Consider the following 17,927-nt stretch of genomic DNA (forward strand, 5'->3'; position numbering starts at 1 on the left):
TCTCTATCCTCATTCTACTCTATCCTTTCGTTCCCGAGAAGGTAATGCCCTGCACGAAATATTTTTGAGCTGCCGCAAATAGTAAGAGAATCGGAATTAAAGAACAAACAACGCCTGCCATAATTCCGGGGTAGTTGATGTTGTATATATCGTCAACCATGACCTTGAGCCCGAGCGGAATGGTATATAAGTTAGGACTTCTTAAATAAAGGAGCGGTGTTTCGTAATTGTTCCAGGTTGCAATGAACGTCAATACGATCAAGGAAATCATTGCAGGCTTCGTCAGCGGCATGATCATGCTCCAATAGATTCTCAAATGACCGGCTTCGTCAATACGCGCCGATTCCGTCAAATCTTCTGGGATACTCATGTAAAACTGTCGAAGCAAAAATACGCCAAAGGAAGATCCTAGAAAAGAAGGCAGCCATAAAGCAGCGTGCGTATCGAGAAGACCGAAATTGCGATAAAGCATAAACGTAGGAATCATTGTCACCTGGAATGGCACCATCATCGTCGACAGCTTAAGCAAAAACATCCATTCTCTTCCTTTGAATTGAATTTTGGCATAGGAATAAGCAGCCAGCGAGCATGAGAAATAGGTTCCTATGATGACAATGGCGGACACTTTCAGCGAGTTGATGTAAAATACGGCGAAATCGACGCCAAGCTTGGATTCCTGCCAAACCGCCCGGTAACCGTCTAGATTGAAATGTTTGGGAATCCACGAAATCGGGAAAACAAACACTTCTGTATTTTCCTTAAACGAAGTGGAGACCATCCACAGGAATGGAATGAGCATTGACAATGCGAGTGCATAGCTGAACAGTATTTTGAGCAGTTTTCCCATATATCCCTGCCTCCTGTTTAAAAGTTGACCCATTTTTTCTGGCCTCTCCACTGGATCAGCGTAATGATCAAAATGATGATAAACAATATCCAAGCCATTGCCGATGCGTAGCCCATCTTGGAATACCCGAAGGCAACCTTATAAATGTAAAATCCAATGACCGTACTTGATGTTCCCGGTCCTCCATCTGTTAAAATTTGGATATTCGACCACATCAGGAACGAATCCAGGATTGAAATAATGAGGATAAAAAAAGACACCGGCGAAATCATAGGCATTGTAATATGGAAAAACTGCTGCCGTGAGCTGGCACCGTCAACTTTCGCAGCTTCATACAAATGTTCGGGGATGCCTTGCAAACCAGCCGAATACAGCAGGATTTTATATCCCAGCGATTGCCAAGTTAACACCATGAAGATAGCCGGCTTTACCCATAAGCTGCTGCCAAACCAGCCCTGGCACTTGCGTGAATCCGATGGCACGCAGCATATTGTTCACAATACCTTCGGTCGGCTGCAGCAGTTGGAACCAGATTAAGGAAACCGCGACAAAGCTGGTAATGTACGGCAAGTACACCATACTGCGGACTGCGCTGCGTCCGAAAAACTTTTTATTGAGCAGTACAGCGCAGAACAAAGCGAGCAGCATTTGCACCGGAATCAGTACGAGAAAAAAAAGGTTATTTAGAATCGAATCGATGAACCACTGATCGCTAAAAACATCTAGATAATTATGTAAGCCAACAAAATGAACATCGATTAAACTCGACATCATATCCCAATCGGTAAAACTGATGACTAACGAAAACAATACGGAAAATAAAGTGAACACGCCAAACCCGATCAGATTAGGCAAAATAAACAAGTAACCGGCAATCGTTTCTTTCGTCGTATGCTTCAGTCTCAAGCTGATCCTCTCCTTACTTCATCAAAAGAGAACGGTGGAGAAAGCATAAGCATGCACCTTCTCCACCCGAAATGCAGTTATTTCTTCTCTTTCACGTAAATTTGCTCAGCAGCCTTTTGCGCGTCATTTATGGCGTCATCCACTTTCTTTTCACCGGCCAGCATCAGAGAAAGCTGTTTATTGAGTTCATCCAGCATCTTAGAAGAATAAGTATATTGATTGCGGTATTTAGGGAAGATTGGAACGACCGTAGGGTCAATCGCTTTGAGATACAACTCTTTTCTGTCTTTTCCTTGAACGATAGCGCCGCTTTTGTCTTTATAATATCTCCAGCTGTCTACGAGGAGGTCTTTGTTCGCTTTGCTCCAAGTCGGAACACGGTGAACCGCTTTGGCGGATAGTTCCGTTCCTGTCGTGGAGAACCATTTTAAGAATTGATAAGCTTCTTGGGGATTATCTGAATTCTTCGTTACCGCATAGCCGACGGTAATGCTAGTCGCTTGGTTTGGAGCGGAACTTACATCCCAACGCGGCATCTTTAGAATCGCAAACGGGTTTTTGGCGTCCGTTTCTTCACTCAGATTCCCCTGTAATCTGAAGGTATCCATCTGCAGCGCACTGCTGGAAGCGCCGATCATCGTTGCGAACTTCCCTTTTAGCGTATCGTAGAGCGCTATCACTTTATTCGCTTTGACATCCGCCTCGGTAGGGATGGTTTTGTCGACGAACATGGCGTTATAGAAGTAATTCGCCGCTTGTTTAAGCACTGGATCATTGATATTAGGCGACCCGTCCTCTTTCACGATGTCCCAACCGCCATAGGTGGCGATGTCGAAGATACCGGTTGCAATCTGCGGTGCACGCTGCCAGTGAATACCGCCGTACACCTCGGTTTTCCCATCGGCTCCTTTTTTCGTCAGCTTCTTGAGCATGTCAAAGTATTCCTGCATGGTCCACTTGTTCTCATCAGGCATCGTAATGCCCGCCGCTTGCAAAAGGTCCTTATTGACCCAGATTGCACTTGGAACACCGAAGGTTGCGATCCCGTATATGTCGTTTCCGACCATCGTCGTTAGACCGCTTTGGCCAAATTCCTTCAAATAGTCCACTTTGTCTTTGGCCATGAAATCATTCAGCTTGTAATACAGCTTAGACGCTTTATCACGGAATGAATCTCTCTCCATGTACGCCAGATCGATTTTCTCTCCGCCTGCGATGGCGACTCTGATCTTGTCTAGCGAATCGTCGCCAGAGAGGACAACCATTTCCACGTTAATATTGGGATGAAGCTTGACCCATTCCGGATATTCCGCATCGAATACATCCTTATCAACGGCAGATATCGTGTAAAACTTCAAGTTCACCTTTTTCGCAGGTTCAGTAGGGATAGCCGTACTTTGTGCCGTAGCTCCTGGCGTCGCGGAAGCTGTCGGATCTGTTTTACCGCCGCAAGCTGCTAATAGAGCCATCATCATACATGCAATAAGCAGGAGTGAAACTTTTTGCCGGAATGTCCTCATCGTATGTCCCCCTAGATAAAATTAGTCTACACCTATGATTAAAGCTAAAATTACAACAAATTAAAATTAGCAAAAGTTACTTTTGTATTCCATTTACGACTTCTTAATAAGTCAGTTTAACACAAGGAATGTCAGTTCTCTTTATTCTAGCTATTCTTAGCGTCAGTTAAACTAAAAGTATCAAAGGGAGGCGTTTCGAATGAAGTGGAGTTTATGTTCGACAGGATACAAAGAGGAGCCCGTTGAAAGCGTGCTTGCTTTCGCGCATCAGTTAGGCTTTCAAGGAGTAGAGCTGTGGGACGGTCACCTGCTGGAATTTGCCCAGCGATACGGTTCTTTGGACCCCCTGGTCCAATTGCTGGCAGAATACCGCCTAAGCGTTCCAGCTGTGAGCGGGTACACGCAATTTTCCAAAAAAGCTGAGCCCGGCGAAGAGGAACTCCCGCAAATTGCGCAAATTTGCCGATCCATCCAGATGGCTTGGCAATTGGGCAGCCCTCTTGTCCGCACCTTTGCAGGACACGTGCCTTCCAGAATTGCTGATGCACGCGAGGTCGCAGCCACGGTCGAAGATTTGCGCATAGCAGCTGATGAAGGAAGGCAGCTTGGCGTTCATATCGGTTTGGAGCTGCATCATAACACGTTTGCCGACACTGCAAGCGCAGCCAAACAGTTGATAAGCCAAGCTGCACATCCGCAGCTTGGCTTCATTTTCGATGGATTTAATTTATATGTGGAGAAGCAGGATCAATTGCAAGCGATAGAGGAATTATTTCCTTGGACCCGGCACGTGCACATGAAAAATTACCTGTGGAGCTGGTCGGATGCTGTGCCAAGTGTGCCCGTTCCGCTATTTGGCGGGGATATTGATAATCAGGCTTTACTTCATAGGCTTGAAGAGATGGGCTACGACGGATTCGTCTCCTTGGAATATTTCGGCGAAGAAGGCCGCAAATGCGTCATTCAAACCATGCACGAGCTGGTTAAGTAACTAATTCCTATTCAGCGGCTATGCCCGACAGTACTTTGTCGACAGCCATAAGCGTTTCTTGAATTTCAACATCGCTGTGAACCGTAGAGACATACCAGAGCCCATTCGTGCGAATAAGCACGCCTTCACTCAGCATGTATTCAGCGAAGCGAGAATATTTGGCCGCGTCTCTTTTGTTAAACGCCATAAAATCTTTGACTTCCGTCTCTTCTGTGAACATGAAATGGAAGACAGGACCAACCTGATTAACGATTCCCGGAACCTTGTGCTTGAGGAGCAGGTCACGGATACCCTGAACAAGGTGGTTGGCTGTTTGCTCCAATTGCCGATACATCTGACCGTCATTTTTCGCTAGCTCATGAATCGTTGCTATTGCAGCCGCTGTGGCTACGGCATTGCCGTTCAACGTGCCCAGATGGCTGACCTCGCCTGTCTCGATAAGATGCATAATGTCCGCTCTGCCCGCTACAGCGCTCACAGCAATACCGCCGCCAAGTGCTTTGCCAACCGTAACCAAATCAGGCATCAGCTTAAATTTCCCGTGCGCTCCACCCAAGCTCAAACGAAATCCAGTAATGACTTCATCCAAAATCATGACAATACCCATTTCCTCAGTCAACGTGCGGATCAACTCCAAATACCCGGGCTGCGGCATTATGCAGCCAGAATTGCACATCACCGGCTCTGAAATAATAGCAGCAATCTCATGGTGTCTCTGCCTCAGCGTAGCTTCCAGAATAACCGGATCATTCCATGGAAGCAAAATGATATCGTCCAAGCTATTGACGCTTTGCCCGCCAGTTCCAGGCTGCACCTGTTCTACGGCAGCGCCATGGCTAATCGATGACTGCTTCATATCTGCACTCGAAAAAGAAGTGAAAATGGCATCTGACCAACCATGGTAATGGCCGTGGAACCGTATCACCTTCTGTTTGCCCGTATGAGCGCGGGCAAGCCTCAACGCTAACATGACTGCTTCCGTACCTGAGCCGCTTAACGCTACTTTCTCGGCGCAAGGCAAAACCTCTGTAAGCAACCTTGCCAGCTGGATTTCTCCATCGTGCTGAAGACCGAATGAAACTCCGTTCTTCATAGCCGCGTAAACGCTTTCCGTTATTGCCGGATGAGCATGACCCAGAATTAACGGACCGTATGCTAACAAATAATCGATATAAGCATTGCCATCAACGTCCTGAATTCGCGGACCTGAACCTGAAACTGCAAATAATGGCGTGGGCTTCATAGATGCCCGCAATGTGCTTGCCACCCCACCTGCCAAATATTGTTGAGAGTCCTGTAATTTGCGCTTTGATGTCTCGAAAGTTTGCATGGATGAATCGCTCCTTCTTGATCAACTGAAATGATGAGTCAGCATTAACGAACTTGACCGCGTGCATCTACCTGGAGCCATCGTTCCAGACTGCCACCACGCAAACCGGCTAGACGATCGTGGAGATTAGTCACAGTGCAGCAGTGATTCGGGATGATGGAGACGATATCGCCTATTTGCAGCTCAGCGCCATCAGGCACTCGAAGAATACCATGTTCCTCACTAAGCCGCTCTATGACGACATCCGGCAGCTCAGGAATATAGCCATACCCCTTCCTGTGCAAGCTCAAATCCGTAGTTATCGTCTTCGAACCGGCATCGATAATAACGGTTCCAGGCCGAGGTGTACTGACAACAGTCGCATAAATTTTCATAGCGCATTCCGTCTCTTCTATCAAGCCAGTAAACAGTTGCGAGCCATCACCGAATACGTAAGCGCCTGGGCGCATTTCGGTAACTCCTATTAGCTGATCGATGAATTTCGAGGTCGGTGTCGAGCCTACGCTGATTTCCGGAATCGTCATCCCTTTTTTGCGCAATAAAGTTTGCGTTTGAATCAGTGCTTCCGCTTCCGCAGCAGCGATTTCCAAACAATCCTGGCCTCGGGCAGCACTGTAAACATGACCCGCATGCGTCATTAAGGACATCACTTCGATACCCGGCAGAGTTCCAATCTCAAGCGCAAGCGCCGCAGTTTCCTCGCCAGGCTCTTTACCGCAGCGATTCAATCCGGTATTCACATCAATATACAGCGGGATTCGGATATGGAGAGACTCGCCTAACGCTGATAAACCTTTTGCCACCTCATAGCTGTCCGTACTAACTGCAATCTTGCATCGCTGCATTAGCTTTCCTAGACGTTCCAGCTTCCCTCTACCGATAATCGGATAAGCAATCAGAATATCGTTAATGCCGCTATCCGCCATAATTTCCGCTTCCCCAAGTTTGGCTACTGTTATGCCTATGGCCCCGTAGTGCAGCTGCTGCTTAGCAACCCAGGCACTTTTATGCGTTTTGATGTGGGGGCGAAGTTTAACTCCGGCTCTAGCTGCAAGTTCAGCGGTACGTCGTAGATTGGCATCGAGAATATCGAGATCAATGGCCACTACAGGCGTCTCCAAGCAGTCTGGAAGCTGCTGCATATCCGTTCAACTCCTTCGCAGAATGATTTAGTCAGATTTTCCTCTATTCTAAAACCACAACTTATTAAAGACAAGACTTTAATAAGTCTTTAAATCGTTATAAGGCAGCCCCATTGGACTCCGATCACTCCCAAAGAAGACCCCGACACTTGATGTGCCGGGGTCTTCTTATGTGCGATACTCCAGGCTTCCCTACTACCGCGCAGCTCCGCCAAGAATAATATCCAAGTGCCGAGAAGTGTCATACACCGTCTGCAGCGGAGTTTCTGCGTAAAGACCTACTTCAGCCGTTACCGTATCGGTATACCCGATGTCCTCTAGTGCAGTGCGGACTGCCGTCCAATTGACATCTCCTGCGAGCAGCGGGACAAATCCGTTACCGGTACCTACACCTGGTCGGTAATCCTTCACATGCACTTTGAATATACGTGAACCAAGAATGTTGATCCACTGCTGCGGATAACCGTTATGCAAAATATTGCCTACATCAAAATAAACGCCGAGATAAGATGATTGAAGATCGTCGACATAAGCACGCATTTCAAGCGGCGAAAGTAAAAATTTGTTCCACACGTTTTCGATGCCAATGCGAACGCGACGTTTTTCTGCTTCTTTCACCAGCAAAGCGAGTTCGGCACGGCTGCGGTCGTAGCACTCGTCGTACGAGGTCTCTTCATTGACGGCTCCAGGTACGACAAGTACCGTATCGATACCTAACATCTCCGCTAGCTCTAGCTGTTTCTCGACAACGCGACGTCCCTGCTCACGTACAGACGCATCCGCCGAAGATAGTGGAGTTTGCCACAGTAAAGAAGTGGACAAGCTTCGCAGCTGAATACCGTACTCTTTGGCCATGCGGCCAATTGCCTCTGCCTCCGTCGCAGTCGTTTCCATGGTCAAACCAACGCCGCCCAATGGATTGACATTCAGCTCAACCGCGTCATAACCGGCCTCACGGCTAATCGAGAATAACTGCTGAAGCGGCAGCCCTTCAGGGAAACACCATTGATTTACTCCTTTTAACATACCTTAACCTCCTTCGTGTATCTCAAAATGGAAACATACGTACTCTTATGCCGAAGTGATCGTTATCGTTTGTTTCGCTACCGCAGAATCATTAGCCGCCAACGTAACCTCAAGTGTCGCTGCCGCTTCACTATAATCACCGAGCACCAGCTCTTGCCGTCCTGTTTTCACAGCTGCGACAAACGCCCGATTCTGCTCAAGGTAAAAATCCATCTCCGACGTCAACGTCACGTCTTGCGTGTCATCTACAATCCGAACCGTCATACCGCTAATTGACACGTAGAAGTCATGCCCGAAAAACTCCACATCCCCGCGTCCAATTTTACGGGACAAAACCGTATTACTGATCGTGCCTAGCGCTCCGCTGCGGAGGCCGAAAGACACGATACCCACATCATATACCGTTGCCTCTGGATAATTTCGATGGATGTGTCGCTGCTCGTAGTTCGCTTGGACGTAGTCAAACTCACCAGCCAAATAACGAATTAAGTCCACTTGATGTGTCGATTGCTCAACAAGTTGACCGCCCGAAAGATTCATAAGCCTCCACCAACCTACTTCTGGCATGCCGCCAATTCGGTACGCGAGCACCATATCTACTTGCTTATCTGCCAAATACTCCTTTGCCTTCTGCACAGTGTCCAGATAGCGCAAGCAATAGCCCGACGAATGAATGATGCCAGATTCGCGAATGATCTGTTCTTTACGTCGCACTTCCTCCATTTGCAAGCCGGTAGGTTTCTCCGATAACAGATGTATACCCCGTGCGGCAGCCGCTTCTTCAATCCCTTCCCTAGCAAAAGGTGGCGTGCATATATAAAGCGCATCGATTACTCCTGCATCCAACATTTCTTCCAAAGTTCCGTACGTCTTTGCGCCGAAAGCTTCAGCTATCACCCTCGCCCGATCCGCGTTCATGTCGCATACGGCCGTAATCACTGCGTCATCAATTTGCTGCAATGTTTTCATATGGTACTCTGCCATGCCGCCTACACCAATAAATCCGATTCTTACTTTGTCCATCTGTCGTGCCCTCCCTATGTGGTTACATTTACTTCACTAGCATATCGAATCAGAAAGCGCTTGTATTTAGGGAAACCGAACCGCAATTTACGCAAAACGCAACTAGTCCGACATCGAACTGTGCTGCAACCGTTGACTTTTCCGCCAAACGGTAGGCGGGAGACCTTCTTGCTCCTTAAACCACTGTGAAAAGGAGTGCAATCTGAAAAAGCCCACCTGTTCGGCGATTTCTCGTATATCCTTATCTGTTGAGCTAAGCAGCCATTTTGCCTCCTGCAAACGGCACTGCTGCTGATATTGCTTTGGGCTAACGCCGTACATCTGTTCAAAAACGCGACGAAATGCAGGCTCCGTAAAACCGGCCATCTCAGCCAAATCAGAAATTTGAACAGATTCCTGCACATTTTCACGCATATAGTCAGCCGCTTTCGTCACCGTCATCCCCTGCAAATCCTGCTGCGAGTGTTCGAGCAAAAAAAGCAGCAGCACTTCCATCCATGCTGAATAATTTGCTTGCTTTTCCTTTAAGAACGACGCTTTCATCCGAAGCCACTCGCGGAACAATCGCTCGAATCGCTCTTTGTCCAGTCGGGATAAAGCAAGGAATATAGGTGATCTATCTGCACCTCCGTCACCAGTAAATCCGCTGCCTCCGAGCTTCGCGACCAGCTCCATCGTACGTGCCGTTACGCCCTGCAGCAAAATAACCCCGAACCTCACATTCGTCACGGCTTCAAACCTGTGCGCCAAGTCTGGCGGGATAATAACGATATGGCCTGCTTCCATCCAACTTCGCTTCGACCACTCGAACAAACAGCGTCCTTCTAGCACGATACTGACTTCAACGGCCGAATGACGATGAAATCCATCATCATAAAAATCGGCATCATGTGTGCCGATAAAACTGCGGATATCCAGCTCATCTTGCATTTGTCTTGAACCACCTCCAAAGCGGACCGGACGCTCATTACATATTCTTTCTTTTTAATTTCAAGAAAATAAATGCATTTCCTTTAATTTGACGGCAATTTGCACTTGGCAGTCTCAACCAAGGATAAACGACTCCGTCGTCCTTCTGGGACGAGCGCGTTTGTCAAGGTAGATGCGAAGCAAAAGTATAAAACTTATACTTTCTTATCTACGAAAAAAAAGCAGCACCTCTAGGGATGCTGCTTCTATACTTGATTGGTTGTTAATTCACGTGTTTTCACGATGATTTTGCGGATGCTGTCTTCCGATAAATGAAAGACTTTGATTAGTTCCATCACCGTGGAACCGGTTGGTACAACCGAAAAATTTCTCGATTTCTACGCTCAATGATAATGCGTGTTCCGTTATTTTCTCCCCATCCAGCGCGCTTCTGCTCTTTCTTAGGGATATATACAATTTCACCTTGGATATATTCTTGTAATTGTTTTAATAGGTTAGGGGGAAGAACGTCCTTCCCGTTCTTGTAACTCATAGATGAAAACCTCCTCAAATTGTCGAGCAAAGTTAAACTTTGTCTGATTTGCAGAGAGTATCTTCATCGCCCCTTAACCTCCTACCATTCTCAAAAATGGAATAAAAAAAACACGATCATAATCGTGCCTGTCGGTTGTATGCAATTATACAATTCAGGTGAACGGTTATTCCACGAATGATATTCAGTTAGGAGACGAGTACCTCTGCGGCGGCCGCAACATTCATCGCTACTGTCATTGTGTTCATTAAAAAGCACTCCTTTCACCTTATAGTTTAATTTAGGGATTTGGGTTGGAGAGCAAAGTCTCTCCTAATTAATGGTGTTCACTACGTGTTCACATTCTCATTATATGTAAAAAGCATCTCGCTGTCTACTCATTAAGGAAAATTATGCGGGGGCCTAGCGACCCCCGTTTGGAACGATGGACTCTGCTTACGCAGAGACCACCTCTGCTTTTGTTGTAATCACCTTGATCACTCCTTTCCGAAGTAATTAGCCGGCCGGCTACCTCTATATTTACTCATATTTCCAACTTGTTCTCAAGTGAAAGAATGGTTATATTCGTTTTCTCCTAGTTACTACATTCCGCCTTCATATGAGTCAAAAGTTGCTGATCGGGCGTCCGTAGCGAGATTTGTAGTCTTTCTCGGCAAGTTCACAGATGCTCTAATTGTAGCGAGTCTATATCATGCATAATTTTTTTTTCCTGACAAAACCTAACCTATAATAACTTGGTAAAGGGGTTTTGTTTATGATGCTTCAAAAGAAAACGCAATGGCAGGTTGTTTTAGCCACCCTTTGTATCACTACAATCTTCATGAGTGGAGGTTGTACAACTAAACAAACCAAAAACATCGGAGCGCCTACGACTACCCCTGCCCAAGCCGGCCAGAGTGCCAGCATGTTTGTATCGGACAATTCGACATTTTCCAATGTTAAGGTCTACAGTGAAACAAACGGACTAGTCTGGGTACCGCTGGAGGAAACCTCGGCATCGATAGATTTTGATTTGCACTACATGGGCGACAGTTTCACAATGGGTGCCACGGACCCCGTTTATTCCGTTAAACTGAATCAAACTCAAGCTTTAGTAGGCGATAAACCCATCGAACTTCCGCAGGCTCCGAGATTATTCGATCACAAACCTTATATGACAACACAGGCGTTATCAACATTGATGGGTACCCCAGTAAATTGGAACGCTCAAAAATCGCAGATTGTCTTTAATCCGATCAATGATAGTACGTTGTCCGAACAACAAAACGCATCTGCACAGCAGCCTGGAAGTTCAACAGAACAAATACAGAGCCTTTCCGTGAATAATGTAGATAAAAGCAACTTAATAAGCTATGCCCAGAACTTTTTAGGAACGCCGTACAAATTTTCATCGGGACCCTACGATAGTACCTATACGTTTGACTGTTCTTCCTTCGTCCAGTATGTGTATTCCCATTTCGGCGTCAATCTGCCAAGATCTTCTCAGTCTCAAGCCCAAGTCGGACAAACCGTAGACATCAATAACTTGCAAACCGGGGACCTGATGTTCTTTTACACACCTGGGCGGTTTGCCAGCAATCGCATTGTAGGCCATGTGGGGATATATGCGGGTAATGGGAGATTCATTAATACGTACGGGCAGCCCGGGGTTACTTTTTCCGATTTTAATACGTATTGGAGGGGTCGCTTTTTGTTAGCGAAACGTGTAGCTTAGCGAAGCTTGTATGGCGTTACGACAGCACATAACGTAGAACTAGTGCACAAGGGGAACGCCATTTCATTGTCCAAGCTAATATGCAACGTGATTCTAACTGATTAAAAACTGTATACAGTTATATTTTTTCCTTCTCATTTATGGTCATATTTAAATCCCCCATAATCAATGACCACGACCTGATTATTCCGCTTTAAACGCAGGTTAGGAGTATGGGGGTTATGATACTGACCCACACCATTTGATGGAATGATGCCATTGCCCAAAAATTTCTTTACAATTTTCTTAAGTTCTCGTCTATATATTGGAGAATTGAGGAATTTTCGATCATATTTTTTCATGGTTACCCAGCGATATGCCGCGTCGTAATCAATAATTTGCGCAAGATATTTTTTTATCGGTTTCAAAGATGATTTATACAGGTTTACTTCCATCTGGTTGCATATGATCCCTTTTTTTGATTTTGCTATCTTCAACACATACCCGTTACCTAAATCGTATACAACTCTCGTTCCCCCAGCCCCAATGTATTTCTTCCCTTTTATTTTCCTTTTCATGTACTCGTCCATTTGAATCAAGGCAGCATCCCCCATTCAAGTAATGACATCTCAACAGAGCAATTTACGGATATTAGCGTCAACTTATTCTATGTCGAGAACCACAACCTGATTGGACATTCAAAATAAATGGTAGAAGAGAAAAAGCCACCGACCTAATGCCAGCAGCCTTGTGGAAAAATCGGACTATTATTATGAAATCGACTCTTTCCTACATGATTTTCGGCCATCAACACCCGTTCAGAGCTGTTTAACTAACGAGAGTTCAAACACTAGAGGCTGATCAATTCGGGAGAAATGCGAAGTTGGATAAGAGCCTTTAGAGACTGCTATTTCTTCATTTCCAGCGTATTTTGTAAAAATAGGAGTCCCTAGAGACTTTTATCCGTCAAGTAAAGTGTGAATTCGAGAGAAAAGCAATCGGGTAAGAGCCTTTAGAGTCTGCTATTTCTTCATTTCCACCGTATTATGTAAAAATAGGAGTCCCTAGAGACTTTTAACGTTCAAGTAAGGAGCTAATTTCACAATAAAAGCCCAATTTTCCTACAAGGCGCCTTAAAAATCGTATAAGTATTGACATTCAAACCAATTACAGAATTCAGAAAAGGATTTATCCACTTAAATGCCCTGATTTGTAGTACTTAAACGGAGAATAACAAGATATCTTGGCACCCAATGGATATCTTGGGTAGGTGATTGTTTTTGAATGCGCTATAAGTCCTTATGTAGGGATATTACGGCAATGTCGAGCGCCGTGATTAATGCCCGAGCGCCATCACGGCGATGCCGCTGCTGTTTAGCAGCGCGCGGATGTCGCGCGCGAACTCCACGGCGTGCGCACCATCGCCGTGGATGCAGATCGTGTCCGCGCGCATGCTCAGGTCCTCTCCCTCTCGGGAGAGGACCTTCCCTTCGCGGACGAGCCTTACGACCTGCGCCGCAGCGTCGGCGGCGCTGGAGAGCAGCGCCCCCGGCTGATCGCGGGGCGTCAACGTGCCGTCCCGCTGGTAGCTGCGGTCCGCAAAGGCTTCGCTCGCGGTCTGCAGCCCCGCGGCGGCACCCGCCCGCAGCAGCTCGCTGCCGGGCGGGCCTAACAGCGTCAGCTCCGCGCTGACGCTGGCGGTCGCAGCCGCAATGGCCGCGGCGAGATCATGGCGCTTCGCAGCCATGTGATAGAGCGCGCCATGCGGCTTGACGTGCTGCAGGCGTCCGCCTTCGGCGTGGACGAACGCCTGCAGCGCCCCGAGCTGATACAAAGTCAGCTCGTAAGCCTCCGCCGGCGTGATGGCGATCTCGCGCCGGCCGAAGCCCTGTAGATCGGGAAGGCCCGGATGGGCCCCGATCGCAACGCCTTTGCGCAAGCACAGCTGCACAGTGCTGCGCATGGTTGCGGGATCGCCTGCGTGGAACCCGCAGGCGATGTTGGCGGAGCTGACGAAGTCGAGCAGCTCCTCATCCCGGCCAAGGCGATAAGCGCCGAAGCCTTCGCCCATGTCACAATTCAAGTCAATACGCAGAATTCTCACTCCTAACTCTTCATTTCTTTTATACTTAGTTCACGGTTCCTCAGTTTTTCAGATCCTCATCCCTCAGATCCTCAGATCCTCAGATCCTCAGTTCCTCAGCTCTCTGCACTTTATTCCTTCATTCAATCAGCTCTTTGTCACTTCATTCTTTCATCTCTTTAGCACTTCATTCATTCCGTCATTCCTTCATCTCTTCATTCCTTCATCTCTTCAGCCCTTCATTTCTTCATCTCTTCAGCACTTCATCTCTTCATTCCTTCATTCCTTCATTCCTTCATCCCTTCATCTCTTCATCCCTTCATTCCTTCATCTCTTCAGCACTTCATCCCTTCAGCACTTCATCCTTTCATCTCTTCATCCCTTCATCTCTTCATCACTTCATCCCTTCATTCCTTCATTCCTTCATTCCTTCATTCCTTCATTCCTTCATCCCTTCATCTCTTCATTCCTTCAGCACTTCGGCACTTCATTCCTTCATTCCTTCATTCCTTCATCCCTTCATCTCTTCATTCCTTCATCCCTTCATCTCTTCATCCCTTCATCTCTTCATTCCTTCATTCCTTCATCCCTTCAGCACTTCATTCCTTCAGCTCATTTCCCCCCACGATCCCGCAGCCAAGCCCGAACCCCAGCCTCAAGCAGCCGCAAATCCATCGCTTGCAGCAAGTTCTGCTCCTGCGCTTCCTTGTGGCTGACCTCGCGGAAACGAAGCTTTCCGCCTGGTTTCACCTGAGCGGCTAAGGGAAGATCAGCCGTGATGACATGCGCGATGCGAGGGTAGCCTCCGGTTGTTTGACAGTCCGCCATCAGCAGGATCGGTTGTCCACTTGGAGGCACTTGAATCGTCCCTTGGACGACCGCTTCTGAAATCATCTCACTCGATAAGCCATCAGGGAGTTCAAGCCTCATCCCATCCAAACGATATCCCATACGGTCTGATTGCGCGGTAACGATATAGCTTTGATTCAAAAAGCTCTGTCTGCTTGCGTCTGTAAAAAGGGCCGCTTCCTTCCCTTGTACGACTCTGACAACTGGATTTTCTTCATAGCCCGGACGAATAAATGCACTCACAGACCCTGGATGGTGAAGATAATCGCCTGCCACGTCTTGTCTTACCCGCAAATCATCTCCTGCTTGGAGTGCCCTACCTTGGTGACCGCCTATTCCTGCACGTAAATAGGTGCTTCTGCTGCCCATTACAGGTTTGACCTCGAAACCGCCACATACGGCTAAGTAGGCTCTGCAGCCCTTGACTGCGTAATGAACATTTAGCTGGTCTCCTTTGCGGATCAGAAAGGGTCGCCACAATGGAACCCGAATACCGTCCACATCAGCTTCCATATCAGCTCCACATAAGGATAGAAGCATGTCCATATGCGCTACCATGCTCGGTCCTAACAGTGTCATTTCTAGCGCAGCTGCGCCCCTATCATTCCCAACAAGTATGTTGGCTGCTCGATGCGCAAAGAGGTCCATGGGGCCTGATGTAACGACGCCATATTTCCGCTGTCCATACCGTCCCTCATCCTGCAAGGTTGATAATAACCCTGGCTTGATGACCTCAAAGCCCATTTCCCATGTTCCTCTCTTTTTCATATTGAAACTGCTCTGCCGTGATGGCTACAAATCTTACTTGATCTCCTACCTTCAGTAGAGATGGCGGATCGGATTCTGGACGAAATAAAGCCAGCGGGGTACGACCTATCAAATTCCAGCCGCCCGGCGTTTCAAAGGGGTAAATGCCTGTTTGAGCGCCGCCAATGCCTACCGAACCGACAGGTATCCTCGTCCGAGGTACCGATTTCCTTGGTGTAGCTAACTTGTCATTCAACCCACCCAAATAAGGGAATCCAGGTGCAAAGCCTATCATAAATACCGGATAAATCCGTGAGGTATGCATCCGCACAATCTCTTCCTTGCTAATCCGATGATAGGACGCGACATCTGCAAGATCTGGACCATAATCCTCACCGTAACAAACAGGGATTTCAATGATTCGCTCAGGCGCGATGCCATCATCCTCAATTTCATTTTCATAATTATCCAAGAGATGTTGTATATGTAGGAAGACAATATCATAGGGTAATAACGTATTCGTCCAACTGGCCCGTCCATTTTTTCGGGTGGTTCCCTTTTCTGAATAGTGGTTGTAAACCTGAAAGCTATCATAATAGATCGTGATTGTTGTATATGCCGATACGATTTCGATAAAACCTTCAAAACGATTATTCTCTAGGTAAGCTGCTAACTGACGTACTCGATTCAGAATGGATACATGAATGTCCGCACCAAGTTTAATCACAATAGCGGAATCTCCAAGCATATAACATTCGTAAGAGAGCTTGGTCATGCAAAATGTTGCTTTTTGAGCCAATTCGCACAAAGTTCAGTCCAAATGTAAGCTTCATGATGATCATCCGCTAAGCCAATACCGTGACGTCCGCTCTCAAAAACATGCAGATCAAAAGGGACCTTATGGCGGCTAAGCGCCCCCGCAAAAAGCAAACTGTTCTCGACGGCAACAGCCGCATCATCAGCTGTATGCCAGAGAAAAGTCGGTGGAGTATGAGCTGTTACTTGTTGGTCATTTGATAGCAGCGAGACCAGCTTCTCATCCGGTGTTTTACCCAATAAATTAAGCATTGAACCTTCATGTCCATACTCTCTGGAGAATGTAATCACGGGGTAACAGAGCACAATCACGTCGGGACGACTGCTTTGTCTTTCGATCGGATCGACGGACTCCTGATCCCCTGCATCGTAATGTGTACCGGCCGTAGAAGCCAGATGCCCACCTGCTGAGAAGCCGAGAATACCAATGCGGTTCGGATCGATCTGCCATTCTTCCGCATGATGCCTTACTGTTCGAATTGCCCGCTGTGCATCTTGGAGTGGAACCGGGTGTTCGTATGGAGCTACACGGTAATTCAAAACAAAAGCTGAAATCCCAAGTCCATTTAACCATTTCGCAATAGGCTCTCCCTCATGAGCAGCACGCGTACCGTAGCCTCCTCCGGGAAATACTATAACTGCAGAGCTCAGGCCTCCCTTAGACACAGGGTATAAAGTCAAACTCGGACATCCTTGGTTATTCTCACCTATGCTAATCTTGGATGCTCCGGGCCATAATTCGATCGTTTTTATCATATTCAATGTGAAACCCCCTATAATCATTTTCGTACTAAGTTAATAATATCGAATCTTAATCAAGTAGCAAGAGTCTTTTTTACAAAAAAAGGAGATGATTTTCATGATAGTAGCTACAACAGAAAACATTGCAGGCTATGAGATCACTGAAGTGTTGGGCAGTACATTTGGGGTCGTTGTGCGAGCCAGAGGGATTGGCGGCGATATTCTTGCCTCGTTAAAGGGGCTTGTCGGCGGGGAAGTCACGCAGTATACCCAGATGGTCGAAGACGGTCGAAAGCAAGCCATGGACCGATTAGTCAAAAATGCCGCAGCCATGGGTGCTGATGCTATTGTAATGATGCGTTTCGATAGCGGTGACATCGGACAAAACATGAGTGAAATCGTTGCTTATGGTACTGCCGTCCGGACTCGAAGGCTATGAGTGGACTCGGTCCGATTTTGCTTATCTATGGAACATGGGGCCTCGGCTTTATCATTCTCCTACTTCTAGGCTATTTCATTTATGACAAGCGCTATAAAAACAACGGTTCAACGACGCCTAACAAGCCTTCAAACGGCTTTGTCTCAACGTCAGAGGTGTTTATTGATCCAAAGGATGGATTCACCTATCGCGTGTATTACAATCCTAGATCAGGGGACCGAGAATACATTCGCGAATCCTAACGCCATTTAAACAAAAAAGCCGTACACAAGAAAGAGTCTGCACGCTCTCTTATGTGCGGCTTTATTTAGT

General features: G+C 47.0%; 18 protein-coding genes and 1 pseudogene. 4 read left to right on the plus strand and 15 right to left on the minus strand.

Annotated features, from left to right (window positions below; genetic code table 11):
- Window positions 1–19 precede the first annotated feature (19 nt).
- The 4 genes from ACBP55_RS31495 to ACBP55_RS31510 all read right to left on the minus strand — a co-directional run bounded on the left by ACBP55_RS31495 (window position 20) and on the right by ACBP55_RS31510 (window position 3,273).
- Window positions 20–847 carry a carbohydrate ABC transporter permease gene (locus ACBP55_RS31495; RefSeq protein ID WP_464647306.1) on the minus strand — a complete coding sequence of 276 codons (828 nt, stop codon included), beginning with the start codon at window positions 845–847 and terminating at the stop codon, window positions 20–22.
- A gap of 17 nt (window positions 848–864) precedes the next feature.
- Window positions 865–1,260, minus strand: coding sequence for a carbohydrate ABC transporter permease (locus tag ACBP55_RS31500; RefSeq protein WP_464647308.1), 396 nt, complete (start codon window positions 1,258–1,260; stop codon window positions 865–867).
- Entirely contained in the window at window positions 1,229–1,753 is a 525-nt protein-coding gene (locus tag ACBP55_RS31505) for a carbohydrate ABC transporter permease (protein ID WP_464647310.1), read from the minus strand. Before ACBP55_RS31505 ends, ACBP55_RS31500 begins: the two co-directional genes overlap by 32 nt.
- A 77-nt stretch (window positions 1,754–1,830) precedes the next feature.
- Window positions 1,831–3,273: an ABC transporter substrate-binding protein gene (locus tag ACBP55_RS31510; RefSeq protein WP_464647312.1), complete on the minus strand. Its 1,443-nt coding sequence runs from the start codon at window positions 3,271–3,273 to the stop codon at window positions 1,831–1,833.
- Between the two features lie 199 nt (window positions 3,274–3,472).
- On the opposite strand from ACBP55_RS31510, the gene ACBP55_RS31515 reads away from it, so the two are divergent.
- Complete coding sequence (locus tag ACBP55_RS31515) at window positions 3,473–4,264, plus strand: sugar phosphate isomerase/epimerase family protein (RefSeq protein ID WP_464647314.1); 792 nt, start codon at window positions 3,473–3,475, stop codon at window positions 4,262–4,264.
- Between the two features lie 7 nt (window positions 4,265–4,271).
- On the opposite strand, the gene ACBP55_RS31520 is transcribed toward ACBP55_RS31515, so the two are convergent.
- From ACBP55_RS31520 to ACBP55_RS31545, 6 genes and pseudogenes are all read right to left on the minus strand, one after another.
- Window positions 4,272–5,594 carry an aspartate aminotransferase family protein gene (locus tag ACBP55_RS31520; RefSeq protein WP_464647316.1) on the minus strand — a complete coding sequence of 441 codons (1,323 nt, stop codon included), beginning with the start codon at window positions 5,592–5,594 and terminating at the stop codon, window positions 4,272–4,274.
- Window positions 5,595–5,638: 44 nt separating this feature from the next.
- Window positions 5,639–6,736, minus strand: a complete 1,098-nt coding sequence (locus tag ACBP55_RS31525; RefSeq protein WP_464647317.1) for an alanine racemase — start codon at window positions 6,734–6,736, stop codon at window positions 5,639–5,641.
- Between the two features lie 195 nt (window positions 6,737–6,931).
- Window positions 6,932–7,762 carry a sugar phosphate isomerase/epimerase family protein gene (locus ACBP55_RS31530; protein WP_464647319.1) on the minus strand — a complete coding sequence of 277 codons (831 nt, stop codon included), beginning with the start codon at window positions 7,760–7,762 and terminating at the stop codon, window positions 6,932–6,934.
- Between the two features lie 45 nt (window positions 7,763–7,807).
- Window positions 7,808–8,785, minus strand: coding sequence for a Gfo/Idh/MocA family protein (locus ACBP55_RS31535; RefSeq protein WP_464647321.1), 978 nt, complete (start codon window positions 8,783–8,785; stop codon window positions 7,808–7,810).
- A gap of 102 nt (window positions 8,786–8,887) precedes the next feature.
- Entirely contained in the window at window positions 8,888–9,715 is an 828-nt protein-coding gene (locus ACBP55_RS31540) for an AraC family transcriptional regulator (protein WP_464647323.1), read from the minus strand.
- A gap of 245 nt (window positions 9,716–9,960) precedes the next feature.
- A pseudogene (locus ACBP55_RS31545) lies at window positions 9,961–10,247 on the minus strand (CD3324 family protein).
- Between the two features lie 754 nt (window positions 10,248–11,001).
- On the opposite strand from ACBP55_RS31545, the gene ACBP55_RS31550 reads away from it, so the two are divergent.
- The gene (locus ACBP55_RS31550) at window positions 11,002–11,961 is read left to right on the plus strand and encodes a C40 family peptidase (protein ID WP_464647325.1); all 960 of its coding nucleotides are present in this window, start codon (window positions 11,002–11,004) and stop codon (window positions 11,959–11,961) included.
- A gap of 134 nt (window positions 11,962–12,095) precedes the next feature.
- Here ACBP55_RS31550 and ACBP55_RS31555 read toward each other — a convergent pair whose 3' ends face one another.
- From ACBP55_RS31555 to ACBP55_RS31575, 5 genes are all read right to left on the minus strand, one after another.
- Window positions 12,096–12,539 carry a hypothetical protein gene (locus ACBP55_RS31555; RefSeq protein ID WP_464647327.1) on the minus strand — a complete coding sequence of 148 codons (444 nt, stop codon included), beginning with the start codon at window positions 12,537–12,539 and terminating at the stop codon, window positions 12,096–12,098.
- A 737-nt stretch (window positions 12,540–13,276) separates the two neighbouring features.
- Window positions 13,277–14,038 carry a LamB/YcsF family protein gene (locus ACBP55_RS31560; protein ID WP_464653484.1) on the minus strand — a complete coding sequence of 254 codons (762 nt, stop codon included), beginning with the start codon at window positions 14,036–14,038 and terminating at the stop codon, window positions 13,277–13,279.
- 597 nt (window positions 14,039–14,635) lie between these two features.
- Window positions 14,636–15,640 (minus strand): 5-oxoprolinase subunit C family protein, encoded by a 1,005-nt coding sequence (locus tag ACBP55_RS31565; protein WP_464647329.1) that lies wholly within the window; start codon window positions 15,638–15,640, stop codon window positions 14,636–14,638.
- Entirely contained in the window at window positions 15,606–16,394 is a 789-nt protein-coding gene (pxpB, locus tag ACBP55_RS31570) for a 5-oxoprolinase subunit PxpB (RefSeq protein WP_464647331.1), read from the minus strand. Before pxpB ends, ACBP55_RS31565 begins: the two co-directional genes overlap by 35 nt.
- Complete coding sequence (locus ACBP55_RS31575; RefSeq protein WP_464653486.1) at window positions 16,391–17,191, minus strand: alpha/beta hydrolase; 801 nt, start codon at window positions 17,189–17,191, stop codon at window positions 16,391–16,393. Before ACBP55_RS31575 ends, pxpB begins: the two co-directional genes overlap by 4 nt.
- A gap of 103 nt (window positions 17,192–17,294) precedes the next feature.
- Here ACBP55_RS31575 and ACBP55_RS31580 point away from each other — a divergent pair, with 103 nt between their 5' ends.
- Both ACBP55_RS31580 and ACBP55_RS31585 read left to right on the plus strand, forming a co-directional pair.
- Window positions 17,295–17,615 (plus strand): heavy metal-binding domain-containing protein, encoded by a 321-nt coding sequence (locus ACBP55_RS31580; RefSeq protein ID WP_173185178.1) that lies wholly within the window; start codon window positions 17,295–17,297, stop codon window positions 17,613–17,615.
- The gene (locus ACBP55_RS31585) at window positions 17,612–17,857 is read left to right on the plus strand and encodes an HD family phosphohydrolase (RefSeq protein WP_173185179.1); all 246 of its coding nucleotides are present in this window, start codon (window positions 17,612–17,614) and stop codon (window positions 17,855–17,857) included. Before ACBP55_RS31580 ends, ACBP55_RS31585 begins: the two co-directional genes overlap by 4 nt.
- Window positions 17,858–17,927: the final 70 nt, after the last annotated feature.

The organism is Paenibacillus sp. WG02 (assembly GCF_055396115.1).